The sequence below is a fragment of the Marinoscillum sp. 108 genome, assembly GCF_902506655.1.
Taxonomy (GTDB): Bacteria; Bacteroidota; Bacteroidia; order Cytophagales; family Cyclobacteriaceae; genus Marinoscillum; species Marinoscillum luteum.
Genome location: NZ_LR734817.1, coordinates 37,332 through 49,660, shown reverse-complemented (window position 1 = coordinate 49,660; position 12,329 = coordinate 37,332). Strand labels below are relative to the sequence as shown.

Here is a 12,329-nt window from a genome sequence, read left to right as displayed (position 1 = left end):
GCCCATTCCGGTAGGAATGGGCCCTTTTTTTGTCTCTGGTTGTTTTTTGTCTCTGGTTGCGCTTAGGATTGTGCCAATGATGTTCGCTTTTGGAAATACACATAAGACACTGCCAGAACGCCCAAAAACACTATAGGACCTATAGAGGCTGCCAGGGGATCACCGCTGGAGAGATGCGCATAGAATGCCGACACAAAAGTGAGGGCAAACCCAAAGTAAGCAAACTCCTTAAGCCTGGTGGGGACCATAGGCAGAATCAGGGCCAGGGCACCCAGTACTTTCGCAATGCCTAGCTCCACTCTGAAATAATCCGGGAAACCAAGGTGCGTGCTCATGGCGTTTTTCACGTTTTCGTCTGTGAAATAGGAAAACGCTGCAAAGAGCATCATCAACGAAATGATTCCGGTGGTGGCCCAGTAGATAATTTTGTCTTTTTTCATCTTTTTGTTGAATTTGAATGAGTTATGAAGAGAAAAGGGAGCTGAGTCTGTACCTGAGTCTCATTTTTCTCGTTTGTATCTGTTTAATACGGCAAAACTAAGAATGCTGCTATATATTAGTAACCTATTTACTGTAGTATATCACTATACTTTTGTATAGTAACCTGAAAATCAAGTATATGAGTATAGTTTCAGAGTTGGAGGAAGTAAAGAGTTGTTCCTCGCATTTCGTACTGGCGATCAATGACACGCTCAATGTGATCAGTGGTAAGTGGAAGCTACCCATCATTGGGTCGCTGATGTATGGCAAGAAGCGCTTTAAGGAATTGGAGCGCGATATTGCTAAAATCACCCCCAGAATGCTTTCCAAGGAGCTAAAAGAGTTGGAGGTGAATGGAATTGTGAGTAGAACGGTGCATCCAACGACCCCTGTTACGGTGGAGTATGAACTGACCGCCTCCGGTCGGTCACTCAAGCAAGTACTGGAGCCGATGGTGGAGTGGGGAGTGCAGCACCGCAAGCGTATTTTTGGGAAATGATCCCACAGATTTGCCCCGATGAGACGGGATGCGAAAGTGAAAAAGCGGCACCAGATTACATCTGATGCCGCTTTTTATCGCTGAAATTAGGATTGTAAGACGGGTCCTGACGAATGCTCCCGTCCTGCGTGAAGACGCTTTCATTCAGATTCGAAAAACGAACGACTCAGTCCAATAGATGCCATCAGGAAAATCCAGGGAAGTACCGGCAGGAGAAATCGCCCATCCCAATTCTCGGAGGTGAAGCTGATCATTAATATCTGGCTACTGATGAATACGGTGATGAATGCCTTGAGTGGGTTCATTTTGACTGATTTCCATCCTCTGATACTGAAATAATAGATCGGGTAGAGTGATAGCACAATGATCAGATTGTGTATGATGGAAAAGTAAGGTTTTACATGACCCAGATAGAGTAAGCCTTTGATAAGAGACAGCTGAAGGAAGTAGAGGGGATTGTAAACCATGAAAGAAACAAGGCGAACCAATGGTTGCAAATCTGTGTCGGGGATCTCCAGCGATTTTGGAGGTGTAAGGATGCTACGGCCTGGATAAATGATTTCGGCCTGTGAGTAGCTATTGATAAACGAAGACACATAATCCCTCAAAATAAAGTTGAGTAAAATGAGGAACCCTGCAAGAACGATCAGGCCAATGCCGATGCGATAGGGAACGGGAGTGGTTTTTACGCTGGAGTGAAAAAGCATAGCACTCAAAAGGGACACCAGAAAGAGTGCCCCAACAGGCCTGATAAACGCTGTGAGGAGGATGAGTATGAATGCACCCAAATATTGTAAGTGATGGTGTGAAAAATAGATGGCATATACAGACAAGATGATCAAACTTGTAAACAGGGAATCTGTATAAAGGATCATGGTCCACTGGTGAATCTCCAGCCACCCGATGTAAAGTAATGTGGCGATAAATGCAGACGACTCTCCTCCCCAGAGCTGAGCCAGGCGATACAGTGTTGCAGCAGCCAGAGCAGACGCCATTAGCTGTATCCAAATGATCACTTCATATGGTGCTCCAAACCAATGGATCAAGGCCAGCAGCGAGGAGTATCCACTATACCAAAAGGTGTGATCTGAGGGCCATGCACCCGAGCTGATGGATAATGCATCGGTCATATACTCTTTGGTATCTACGGGGGTTTGTATACCAAAGAGCAGGTAAGCAATTAGTTGTGCCAGCAACCAGAGGAGTATAAGCAGCAGACTTGATGCTTTACTTTCTGCGAAAGCCTTGAATGCTCCGGATGCTTGTGGCGAAATCATTAAGTTTCCGACATGGGTGGTATAGGCAGGTCATGTTGTCTGAGAAAGGAGAGTTTGTCCCAGTATCCGCGCTGAAGCTGGATTTTTCCCTCAATCACCTGGAAAAATCCACAGCCTCTCAGGCCAAGAGGGTCTTTCCATTCCAGGATGGCCCACTCACCATCCTCGAGTATTTGCTCCACCACACAGGTCATTTCTGCCTGTGCAAACTCTGACTTAAACATTTCGTAAATGGCAGGCTTACCGGAAATGGGCTCATTGGCTACCTGATGGTTGATGGCATCGTCATGATACAGGTTGGCAAGGCCCTGGGCATCCGCGGTATTGAATAAATCCACCCATTTTTGTACAAGTGCTTTGGGTTTGATCATCGGAGGTCAGTTTAGTTGTGAAATGGCGTCCTCATAGAGGTGTTCCAGCAAATACTCCTGGCCTGCCAATTCCCCAAAACGTAGTTCAAACTGGATCAGAACAGGGTCCAGATTTTCGATTTTGTGAGTTTCCATATCAAAGTATAAATCCAGGATGTTGGTGATGGTTCTGTCTGTGATTACCTCCTGCATGAGGTAAACGTATGTGAGCTTTTCGGTCGTTTTGAAATCAAACTCAGAGATAATGCCAGTGGTCTTTGAGGTCTCCCAGGCGGTATTGATCATGATTTCGTTGATCAGGCTTTGGCCATTGGTGAGTACTCCAAAGTTGAAAAACGGATACTGTCGCAACTGCTGCTTCAAAGTGTCGTTTTTACCCTCGTTCACTTCACTGAGCTTGTCCCTGATGGCCGAGTGCCTTTCTTTCCAGGTTTGTACAATGGCCAGGTTTTGTTCTAGCTCTTGTTTGATACTCCTGAGCGCAAACTCTTTCTTCTGATTCGTCTGATAATCAGTGTATAGTTTATTGATGAGGAGTGCGAATAGCACACTGAATACGATAAGCAGACCATCAGCAAAGTACTTTTTCATATCAGGTTTTGGTTGCGTTCTATCCTGGCCCTACAGCAGAGCTGCACCAAATACTCCGGCACTATCTCCTAGTTTCGGTTTGATAATGGGAGTATTGAACGATGGGTTAAAAACGTGCTTTTTGAGGGAGTCCACCGCTTCATTGAATAGTACATCAAGGTTTGAAACTCCACCGCCGATCACAATGACATCCGGATCCAGCACATTCACCACATTGGAAAGCCCCAATCCAAAAAAGTGTATGAGGCGATCGATGGTTTTTTGAGCGATCGGGTCGATGCCTGCTTTATAGTCGGCATAGATATCCTTCAGAGGTCTTTTGTTGCCGGACTGCTCGAAATAATAGCGTTCCAGTGAGGGGCCTGCCAGAATCCGTTCTGCACAGCCTTTATCCCCACAGTAGCAATCGCCACCACTCAGATCCAGAAAGGTGTGACCCCATTCACCACCAATTCCCTGCCGGCCGTTGAGTACTTTTCCATTGATGACAATGCCGCCACCTGTTCCGGTACCCATGATTACACCAAAGATGACTTTAGCTTCAGGGTATTGCTCATGCACTGCACCCATTTCGGTTTCTGCCAAAGCAAAGCAGTTGGCATCATTGGCAATGTTGATGGGAATGTTCAATGCTTCCTGAAGCAATTGAAGAAACGGCTGATTATTGATCGCCTGGGTATTACTGTTCTTTAAAAGACCGGTTTGCGGATCTACCGAACCAGGTGTGCCTATCCCTAGTTTAGTGGGGCGCTCCCCAACCTGCTCAGCCAAAATGTCTAAAAGTTTGGTAATCTGACCGATGATGTGCTCTAATCCCTTTACGGCCTCAGTGGGCACACGCTCTCTTGCCAGTACTTCATGTGATTCATTCAACACAACACCCTCTATTTTGGTGCCTCCCAGGTCAATTCCCCAAAGCATATATTACGAATTTTTTAATGATAGTATCTAAATGTGCCTAAATTAACCGAAAAATATCATTCATGAATAGACGAATTCTTTATTATTCAATAGTGGTGGCCATGGCCGGGTTTCTGTTCGGCTTTGACACGGTCGTGATTTCCGGTGCCAACCTGCCCATCAAACAACTATGGAATACCTCAGATTGGTTTCATGGTACTTTTATCATGTCGATGGCCCTGTGGGGAACAGTGATAGGAGCCCTCGCAGGTGGTATCCCTACTGATAAATATGGACGGAAGACCACACTGTTTTGGATAGGGATCCTCTATTTTATTTCAGCCTTGGGTTCGGCGCTGGCTACAGACCCTTATTTATTTTCATTTTTCAGGTTTATTGGTGGACTAGGGGTAGGTGCTTCATCAGTCACCGCACCCACTTATACTTCAGAGATAGCTCCGGCCAAGAGCAGAGGGCAGATGGTGGCTTTGTATCAGTTCAACATAGTATTTGGGATACTCATTGCCTTTATCTCTAATTATCTGCTGAAGGGCTTCGATGGTATCAATGACTGGCGATGGATGATGGGCGTAGAAGCCATCCCGGCGCTGGCCTATATCTTGCTGATCATGGGTGTTCCCAAAAGCCCTAGGTGGCTAATTCTCCATCAGAAAGATCACGATGCGGCCCTGGAGGTGCTTAGAAAAACCAATACTGAGGAGGAGGCATTGGCGCTGATCGCGGAAATTGAGAAAGATGGAAAGGCCTCGGAATCTATTCAGGGCGGAGTGTTTTCCAAACGCTACAGCATCCCATTGATGCTGGCTTTTCTGATTGCATTTTTCAATCAACTCTCCGGGATCAATTTTATCCTTTATTATGCTCCTGAAATCCTGGAGAAGGCAGGCTTTGCTTCCTCAGACTCTCTGCTCAGCTCTATTTCTATAGGTGGGGTCAATCTGGTGTTTACCATTCTGGGGATGTACCTGATCGACAGAGCAGGCCGAAAGCAGCTGATGTACATAGGTTCTGTGGGTTATATTATGAGCTTGCTCATGGTGGCATATGGCTTCTATGCGGGGGCCAGTGCCAATTTTAAGTTGGGCTTCATACTGATGTTTATTGCCTCCCATGCGATAGGCCAGGGAGCAGTGATCTGGGTGTTTATCTCAGAGATTTTCCCGAATAGGGTCAGAGCTTTTGGTCAGGCGTGGGGTTGTGGTACCCATTGGGTATTTGCGGCGTTGATCACCCTCTTTGGCGCGGTGCTCATCAATACATTTGAGCCCTGGATGGTCTTTATCTTCTTTGCAGGGTTTATGGTGTTGCAGTTACTATTTGTGATATTCCTGATGCCGGAGACCAAGGGTGTTTCGCTGGAGGAACTACAGAAGCGGTTGGTGAAGGAGTAGAGGAGTACCCCAAAAGGTCAGAACGACTTTAACCGCTCTTCAGTCTTGTTCATCGAGTTATTCAGGTTAGTCACCGAGTAATAGTTTGAACCAAATTCGAATCGGGTGATATTTACTTACGTTTTGAATTTAGGTTGGATATCGTTTATACCCTGGGTTAGATAGTAACTGAGTTTATAGAAGATTTCCAAAGAACGCCCCTGAGGAGGGGCGTTTTTTTATTTATTCATCCTTGAGACATTCCACCGGATTGATGAGTGATGCTTTGAGTGTCTGATAACTAATGGTAGCCAGAGTGAGTACCAGTGTGGCTACAGCGGGTAAGATGACCAGCAGCAGCCCAATGTTAATGTGATACACAAATCCATCCAGCCACCCCGAAATAAAGAAGTAAGAGGTGGGAAGGGCCACCAAACAACCTATTCCGATAAGGATAAGAAACCGCTGCCCAATCATGGAGATGATGCTGAATACAGAAGCTCCGAGTACTTTTCTGATTCCGATTTCCTTATAGCGGGTGTCAATAATAAAGCCTACCATCCCGATAAGTCCGAGACATCCTATTAGCACTGCAATGACCGTGAATACTTTGATCATGGTGCTCAGCCGCTCTTCGGCCTGGTACTGCTGGTCAAAAAGATCATCCATAAACTGATACTCGGGACTATTGATCGGATCAAATTTGGTCCAGGTTTCTTCTACATGGGCCAATGCACTTTGCACATCTCCCGGAGAGATTTGCATGCAGATCGTACGCATATTCCAATCACCTTTGAGGATCACCATGGGGGTGATTTCACTGTGTAACGATTCGAAATGAAAATCTTCGGTGACTCCCAGGATTCTGCCGGCTTTGTAGGTATGATCATCATAATTGCCATAGGAGAGCTTACGACCTACGATATCTTCCGGATCATCAAATCCCAGTGCTTTGGCTGCTGCCCTGTTCACAAGGTAATAGCCCACTGAGTCCGTACTCATCTCCATGGCAGCGGTAAAGTTTTTGCCCGCCACCAGTTCGATCTCAAAGGTTTCCAGGAAATCCTCGTCTGCCAGAATAAAGGGCAGCCTGAAGGTGGTTTCCACGGCGGTCTGGTCATTGAAAAAGGCAGAATTCCAATTATCGGCCAAGCGGCCCGTGGGTACTCGCGAGGCGTAGGTGGCTTTGTGAATGGCTGGATGACTCAGGAGCTCATTTTTGAAAACATCCAGGTTGCGGATGTTTCTGCTCATGGACAAGTGTAGGATCTGGTCTTTGCGGTAGCCAGGGTCTGAGTTTTGAATGAACTTCATCTGACCCTCGATCACTGCCAGTGTGAAGAGCAAGCCTATGGTGACGGCATACTGAAAGGTGATGAGCCAACTTCTGAAATTCCATTTGTTGCTGTTGATGGCTGCCTCGCCTTTCAGGGCCTGTATCAGATTTATTCTGGAAAGAAAAAGGGCTGGATAGGATCCGGAAATGATGGCAACCATTACGAGGAGCAGGATAAGTCCCAGGAGAAGTTCTCTATTTTCCAGCATGTTGAATGTCAGCTGTTTTTCCATGAAATCATTGAGATATGGCAACGCCAGCCAGGTGAGCATTATGGCCACCGGAAAGGACAGGAGATTGACCATGAGCGACTCAGTGAGAAATTGCTGAATGAGGGATGATTTATGTGCTCCGATGGCTTTTCGTACACCTACTTCTTTGGTCCTTCTGGAAAAATGTGAGGTCGCCAGGTTCATATAATTGATGCAGGCAACTACCAGCAGCAGGATGCCTACAGTACCAAAGATGTACACTTGTTGCAAGCTGCCATTGCTTTCAATTTCACCCTCCAGATGAGAGTTGAGATGGATGCTGAGCAGGGGCTGGAGCTCAAAATCGTAGGCTTTTTTGGCTGGAATTCCATTTTCAAACAGGCCCACATACTTATCAAAAAAGTCGTCTTTGTATTGTTCGATGCGGCGTGGATCGGTACCCTCTTGTAGCCTGAGGTAAGTGAGCCAGTTGTAGTTGCCAGTCACGTTGTTCATCCCTTCTCCAAAAACAGGCTCCAGAAACTCTATGGGAGCGAGGTACTCAAAGTGAAAATGTTGGTTTTCGGGCATATCTTCCATCACTCCGGATACCACAAAGGAAGCTTTGGTCGCGTCCCGGGTGATCTGAATGGTCTTTCCCAGGATGTCATCATTGCGCCAGTCATTACCAAAGAGCCTGATGGCGCTTTGTTCGGTCAGTACGATGGATTTGATCTCCCGAAAGGCTGATTCTGCATTGCCCAGGATGAACGGGAAGGTGAACACCTCAAAGACGTCCTTATCTGCGAAGACGACCTGCTCGGAAGGAAAGACCTTATCTCCGATTTGAATGTCCGGGAATGCCCAGGCATAGAATCGGGTAGCGTGGGTGATTTCGGGGTAGTCTGCTTTGAGCCGCTGGGCGTGCCCGGCGGATGCAAAGGCCCAATGCCTGCTCAGCTCCCCGTTTTTGTCAATGTTTTTGACTGTCAGTCGATAGGTATTATCAGCATGCACATGATGTTGATCATAGCTGAGTTCATCTTGGATAAACAGGGCGATCAGGATGAAAGCGCAAATACCTGTGGAAAGCCCAATGATATTAATGGCGGTGCCTGACTTGTATTTCCAAAGGTTTCGAATGGCGACAATGAGGTGATTTCTAAACATGGATCCGTTGGTTGGTATGAGGTGATTGATTTTTGATGACTTGGTGAGGCCCGGACGAAAAAGCCTGATGACCTGCCAGTAGTACCAGAGGAGTGCTTTTAAGGGGCCTTTTTGATGTTTTAGGATGTATTCTTCTTCCAGATCACCCTGAATATCCTCCAGGTATTCTGTCTTACAGAAAAAGGCCAGCAGCCGGTTGGCACCTCTGGGTGGTTGGATATTGAGGTCTTCCATTAAACTATTTTAAAGGCCACATCGGGGATGGCATCCCAGAGCTGATTGCGTGTATCCCGGCTAACAGCCAGTGCTTTTTTCCCCAGATCAGTGACGGTAAAGAAACGCTTACGTTTACCGCCTCTCATGGCGGTGGCTTCCCCAAATTCCGAATTCAAATAGCCTTTCTCTTCCATTCTGCGCAAGGCGCTCTGTAAGGCGCCTATGCTCACTTTTCTATTTAGCCTGGATTCTATTTCGGCTTTCAGAGTCACGCCGTATGCATCCCCGAAGAGAATGGCCACCGTGAGTAGTACAATTTCCTCAAATTCACCGAGTTGAAGGTCTTTCATTCTTTTTATTCCTATCTGTATATAAAATATTAAATTCCTATACGTAGTTTATATAGAAAGGTTAAACCCCAAAGAGTATTTTATACTTTCTTGGGGGTACGCTCGGAAAAGCTTTACTTTATACAAACAACAAACACATTTTGACCATGAGAAAGATTTTTTTATCAGCTATCCTCGTACTGGCCACCATAGTGAGTTATGGACAAGCCAAAGTAGAATTGGGACTTAAGGGAGGCCTGAATCTTGCGAACATTAACAGGGAAGATGCCCAGGCTACCTACGAAAGTGCTACCGGGTATCATGGAGGGGCTTACGCCTTAGTCAAGGTGGCGAATATTGGTATTCAGCCAGAGCTGCTTTATTCTACCCGAGGTACTCAGGTTTCTTTTGATGACATATCAGGTGACTTCAAGCAGGAGTATACTTATCTGGATATCCCGGTGATGTTGAAACTGTATGCCGTTGCCGGACTGAACATACAGGTGGGTCCTCAGTTTGGAGTGCTGCTGTCTACTGATGGTAAGATCTCTGATGGCAACGGGGGTACTACATCCATCAGCAAGGACAGTTATAAAAACGCTGACATCAGTGCCGCATTTGGTGCTGGATGGGATGCACCATTTGGAGTGAATTTCACGGCAAGGTACATTTTGGGTCTGACTGATATAGACAGTGGGAGCGAAGAAGCTAAAAACAGAACCTTCCAGCTTTCGCTGGGATTCAGGTTATTCAAAGTAGGGAGCTGATCTCAGACTTCTTGAAAGGAAAGCCACTCCAGTAGCTACCGGAGTGGCTTTTTTTATTTATCGAGTGATTATCAGAATTCAGAGGAAAGGAAAATTGGTCACTACTGATGGTCAATAGGAGTGTAATGGCCAGTAAAATGCCGATCAGGATCAGTAAGGTTTTTGTACGATTTGTCAACGGTGCGTTTTGTTAGGTAACTCTAAAACGGTTGAAGAAGGGCAAACCCTTATCTTCATTTCCATCGACACCAGATCTTCCGGTTTGGTGGGAAGGGTCCTAAAAAAAAGGCCTGCTCAGAATTTTCTGAGCAGGCCTTTTCGATTTTTTTTAAAAGAGGTGATTAACAGAACTCCTTGAAAACCTCCACCAGGTGGTTGGCGATCATTTCTGCAGACCTTCCTTCTATGTGATGTCTTTCTACAAAGTGCACAAGCTCACCATCTTTGAAAAGGGCTACTGCCGGTGAAGATGGAGGGAAAGGCATGGTATATTCTCTTACTTTGGCAGTGGCTTCCATGTCCACACCGGCAAATACAGTAGCCAGATGATCAGGCTTCTTTGCACTCAGATTGAGGGCGGTGGTCACACCTGGTCTGGCTGTGCCAGCAGCACATCCACATACAGAGTTGATCACGATCAGGGAAGTTCCTTTGTGATCTTTCATGAGGCTGTCTACTGCCTCTGCAGTTTTCAACTCCTCGAACCCTACATGTGTGAGTTCGGTACGCATTGGAGCTACAAGTTGTTCAGGATACATATCGTTTTTGTTTTATAATCAGTTTTTAAAATTTTCAGTCAGGTATTACATGAAGCCGAGCTCCAATTTGGCGGTCTCAGACATCATTTCGGTAGTGTAGGGAGGATCAAAAGTGACCTCCACAGTCACATCGTTCACTTCCGGCAGCGCCTTGATTTGTCTTTCTATTTCACCCGGAATCTCCTCGGCAGAGGGACACGCCGGAGAGGTCAGGGTCATGAGTACATGGATGTTATTGATCGGGAAAATATTGATTTCATAAATCAACCCCAACTCATATACGTCCACCGGTATTTCCGGATCATATACCTCTTTGATGGCTCTCACCACTGATTCCTTCAGGCTCAGATCGTCGGCTATTTGTGTTTTGTTGTCTTCCATCGCTATGCGTCGGTTTGAGTTTTAGAACTTAAAGCAAGGGCATAAAGTTTCATTTGTTTGATCATAGCCCCAAAGCCATTAGATCGTTGTGTTCCTATAAATCTGTTCATCCCAATTTGCTGGGGAAAAGTGATTTCGGTATTCAGGATAGCTTCGGGAGCCTCTTCAGAGAGAACCCTTACCAGCAGGCTCACCAACCCTTTGGTGACCGCAGTATTGCTATCTGCCTGAAAGATGACCTGGCCTGCTTCATTGGCCGTGGCCGCCAACCACACCTTGCTTTGGCAGCCTTTGACGATGTGGTCATCATTTTTCTTGTCCGCAGGCATTTCGGGTAGTCGCTCGCCGAGTTCCATGATGTAGTTGATGGTCATTTCCATGTCTCCATCGAGCATGGAAAATTCCTCCACTATTTCCTGTTCTTTCTCTGCTATACTCATGACCTGAATTTCTTTACAATCTCGCTGAGGGCCTCAGCAAAGGTGTCAATCTCTTCTACGGTGTTGTAAACAGCAAAGGAAGCGCGTACGGTTCCTTCTATCTGAAAATGATCCATGAGAGGCTGGGTGCAGTGATGTCCCGTTCTCACGGCGATTCCACGAGCATCCAGGAGCATTCCCAGGTCAAATGGGTGCACTCCATCAATCAGAAAGGAGATTACACTGGTTTTGTGGGCGGCAGTGCCTATGGGTGTGAAACCATCGATGCTATACAGCCGCTCCTTTCCTCTTTGCAGGAGGGCCATTTCCTGCTGATGTAGAAATTCGAACCCAATACCTTCAATGAATTCTATGGCAGCTTTGAAGGCCACCACATCGGCGATATTGGGAGTCCCTGCTTCAAACTTATAGGGAATATCGTTGTAGGTGGTCTTTTCGAAAGTCACCTCCCGGATCATCTCGCCACCACCCTGATAAGGGTCCATGCGCTCCAAAAGTACACGTTTGCCATACAGCACTCCTACACCAGTAGGGCCGTACATTTTGTGCCCGGAAAAGGCCAGAAAATCACAGTCCAGTGCCTGCACATCAATTTGATGATGTGGTGCGGCTTGTGCGCCATCTATCATAGTTACTGCTCCTGCAGCATGGGCTTTGGCGATGATTTCGGCCACCGGATTCACGGTACCCAGCGAGTTGCTGATGTAGACCACTGAGACAAGCTTTGTTTTGTCTGTCAGCAACCGATCAAAGTCCTCCAGCAGGATTTCACCACTGGGCTGTACGGGTATCACTTTCAGCTTGGCGCCTGTTTGCTCACAAAGGAGCTGCCAGGGCACAATGTTGGAGTGATGCTCCATGCCTGAGATGATGATTTCGTCTCCGGCTTTCAAAAATTTCCTGCCGTAGGCCTGTGCCACCAGGTTGATTCCTTCGGTGGTACCTTTGGTGAAGATGATTTCTTCTGCTTCTCCGGCATTGATAAATCGTTGCGCAGCTTTTCGGGTTTCTTCAAAAGCGGTAGTTGCTCTTTCTGCTAGTGTATGGATCCCCCGGTGTATGTTGGCATTGTCATTCTGATAATAATGAATCAATGCATTGGTGACGCACTCGGGTGTCTGAGAAGTAGCCGCATTGTCAAAATAGATCAGGGGTTTACCATTGACCTGTTGGTGGAGAACGGGAAACTCTTTTCTGATTTCATCGACGGATATGCTGGTATCAACGCTCAT

The 12,329-nt window shown here is 46.5% G+C and carries 14 protein-coding genes; 3 read left to right on the top strand and 11 right to left on the bottom strand.

All coding sequences use genetic code 11. The annotated features are described in order from the left end of the window. Positions 1-62 precede the first annotated feature (62 nt). Positions 63-440, bottom strand: coding sequence for a DoxX family protein (locus tag GV030_RS17585; RefSeq protein ID WP_159584671.1), 378 nt, complete (start codon positions 438-440; stop codon positions 63-65). 179 nt (positions 441-619) lie between these two features. Between GV030_RS17585 and GV030_RS17580 the strand changes: the two genes are divergently transcribed. Further along, positions 620-979, top strand: coding sequence for a helix-turn-helix domain-containing protein (locus GV030_RS17580; protein WP_159584670.1), 360 nt, complete (start codon positions 620-622; stop codon positions 977-979). Positions 980-1,119: 140 nt separating this feature from the next. Here the strand turns inward: GV030_RS17580 and GV030_RS17575 are convergent, their stop codons facing one another. Genes GV030_RS17575 through GV030_RS17560 form a run of 4 tightly spaced genes read right to left on the bottom strand, consistent with a single transcriptional unit; the run spans position 1,120 to position 4,139 of the window. Then, on the bottom strand, positions 1,120-2,256 hold the full coding sequence (locus tag GV030_RS17575; RefSeq protein ID WP_159584669.1) for a glycosyltransferase family 39 protein: 1,137 nt from the start codon (positions 2,254-2,256) through the stop codon (positions 1,120-1,122). Continuing rightward, positions 2,256-2,624, bottom strand: coding sequence for a nuclear transport factor 2 family protein (locus GV030_RS17570; protein ID WP_159585240.1), 369 nt, complete (start codon positions 2,622-2,624; stop codon positions 2,256-2,258). The genes GV030_RS17575 and GV030_RS17570 overlap by 1 nt, the downstream gene beginning before the upstream one ends. A gap of 9 nt (positions 2,625-2,633) precedes the next feature. Then, complete coding sequence (locus tag GV030_RS17565) at positions 2,634-3,218, bottom strand: hypothetical protein (protein ID WP_159584668.1); 585 nt, start codon at positions 3,216-3,218, stop codon at positions 2,634-2,636. Between the two features lie 30 nt (positions 3,219-3,248). After that, positions 3,249-4,139 carry an ROK family protein gene (locus GV030_RS17560; RefSeq protein ID WP_159584667.1) on the bottom strand — a complete coding sequence of 297 codons (891 nt, stop codon included), beginning with the start codon at positions 4,137-4,139 and terminating at the stop codon, positions 3,249-3,251. A gap of 62 nt (positions 4,140-4,201) precedes the next feature. Between GV030_RS17560 and GV030_RS17555 the strand changes: the two genes are divergently transcribed. Next, positions 4,202-5,530 carry a sugar porter family MFS transporter gene (locus GV030_RS17555; protein WP_159584666.1) on the top strand — a complete coding sequence of 443 codons (1,329 nt, stop codon included), beginning with the start codon at positions 4,202-4,204 and terminating at the stop codon, positions 5,528-5,530. A gap of 222 nt (positions 5,531-5,752) precedes the next feature. Here the strand turns inward: GV030_RS17555 and GV030_RS17550 are convergent, their stop codons facing one another. Together GV030_RS17550 and GV030_RS17545 are read right to left on the bottom strand one after the other, a co-directional pair. Beyond that, positions 5,753-8,440, bottom strand: coding sequence for an ABC transporter permease (locus GV030_RS17550; protein ID WP_159584665.1), 2,688 nt, complete (start codon positions 8,438-8,440; stop codon positions 5,753-5,755). Then, positions 8,440-8,772 carry a PadR family transcriptional regulator gene (locus GV030_RS17545; protein WP_159584664.1) on the bottom strand — a complete coding sequence of 111 codons (333 nt, stop codon included), beginning with the start codon at positions 8,770-8,772 and terminating at the stop codon, positions 8,440-8,442. The genes GV030_RS17550 and GV030_RS17545 overlap by 1 nt, the downstream gene beginning before the upstream one ends. A 146-nt stretch (positions 8,773-8,918) precedes the next feature. Between GV030_RS17545 and GV030_RS17540 the strand changes: the two genes are divergently transcribed. Continuing rightward, the gene (locus tag GV030_RS17540; RefSeq protein WP_159584663.1) at positions 8,919-9,518 is read left to right on the top strand and encodes a porin family protein; all 600 of its coding nucleotides are present in this window, start codon (positions 8,919-8,921) and stop codon (positions 9,516-9,518) included. A 341-nt stretch (positions 9,519-9,859) separates the two neighbouring features. On the opposite strand, the gene GV030_RS17535 is transcribed toward GV030_RS17540, so the two are convergent. From GV030_RS17535 to GV030_RS17520, 4 genes are read right to left on the bottom strand one after another with little or no spacing between them, the layout of a single operon-like run. Continuing rightward, the gene (locus GV030_RS17535; RefSeq protein ID WP_159584662.1) at positions 9,860-10,276 is read right to left on the bottom strand and encodes a BrxA/BrxB family bacilliredoxin; all 417 of its coding nucleotides are present in this window, start codon (positions 10,274-10,276) and stop codon (positions 9,860-9,862) included. Between the two features lie 45 nt (positions 10,277-10,321). Continuing rightward, complete coding sequence (locus tag GV030_RS17530; RefSeq protein ID WP_159584661.1) at positions 10,322-10,657, bottom strand: iron-sulfur cluster assembly protein; 336 nt, start codon at positions 10,655-10,657, stop codon at positions 10,322-10,324. A 2-nt stretch (positions 10,658-10,659) separates the two neighbouring features. Further along, on the bottom strand, positions 10,660-11,097 hold the full coding sequence (locus GV030_RS17525; RefSeq protein WP_159584660.1) for a SufE family protein: 438 nt from the start codon (positions 11,095-11,097) through the stop codon (positions 10,660-10,662). Continuing rightward, positions 11,094-12,329, bottom strand: a complete 1,236-nt coding sequence (locus GV030_RS17520) for an aminotransferase class V-fold PLP-dependent enzyme (protein WP_159584659.1) — start codon at positions 12,327-12,329, stop codon at positions 11,094-11,096. The genes GV030_RS17525 and GV030_RS17520 overlap by 4 nt, the downstream gene beginning before the upstream one ends.

What these genes read in the sequence shown, in the direction of transcription:
- GV030_RS17585 (WP_159584671.1), bottom strand. Translation starts at nt 440, where the DNA reads ATGAAAAAAGACAAAATTATCTACTGGGCCACCACCGGAATCATTTCG.
- GV030_RS17580 (WP_159584670.1), top strand. Translation starts at nt 620, where the DNA reads ATGAGTATAGTTTCAGAGTTGGAGGAAGTAAAGAGTTGTTCCTCGCAT.
- GV030_RS17575 (WP_159584669.1), bottom strand. Translation starts at nt 2,256, where the DNA reads ATGATTTCGCCACAAGCATCCGGAGCATTCAAGGCTTTCGCAGAAAGT.
- GV030_RS17565 (WP_159584668.1), bottom strand. Translation starts at nt 3,218, where the DNA reads ATGAAAAAGTACTTTGCTGATGGTCTGCTTATCGTATTCAGTGTGCTA.
- GV030_RS17560 (WP_159584667.1), bottom strand. Translation starts at nt 4,139, where the DNA reads ATGCTTTGGGGAATTGACCTGGGAGGCACCAAAATAGAGGGTGTTGTG.
- GV030_RS17555 (WP_159584666.1), top strand. Translation starts at nt 4,202, where the DNA reads ATGAATAGACGAATTCTTTATTATTCAATAGTGGTGGCCATGGCCGGG.
- GV030_RS17550 (WP_159584665.1), bottom strand. Translation starts at nt 8,440, where the DNA reads ATGGAAGACCTCAATATCCAACCACCCAGAGGTGCCAACCGGCTGCTG.
- GV030_RS17545 (WP_159584664.1), bottom strand. Translation starts at nt 8,772, where the DNA reads ATGAAAGACCTTCAACTCGGTGAATTTGAGGAAATTGTACTACTCACG.
- GV030_RS17540 (WP_159584663.1), top strand. Translation starts at nt 8,919, where the DNA reads ATGAGAAAGATTTTTTTATCAGCTATCCTCGTACTGGCCACCATAGTG.
- GV030_RS17535 (WP_159584662.1), bottom strand. Translation starts at nt 10,276, where the DNA reads ATGTATCCTGAACAACTTGTAGCTCCAATGCGTACCGAACTCACACAT.
- GV030_RS17530 (WP_159584661.1), bottom strand. Translation starts at nt 10,657, where the DNA reads ATGGAAGACAACAAAACACAAATAGCCGACGATCTGAGCCTGAAGGAA.
- GV030_RS17525 (WP_159584660.1), bottom strand. Translation starts at nt 11,097, where the DNA reads ATGAGTATAGCAGAGAAAGAACAGGAAATAGTGGAGGAATTTTCCATG.
- GV030_RS17520 (WP_159584659.1), bottom strand. Translation starts at nt 12,329, where the DNA reads ATGAGCGTTGATACCAGCATATCCGTCGATGAAATCAGAAAAGAGTTT.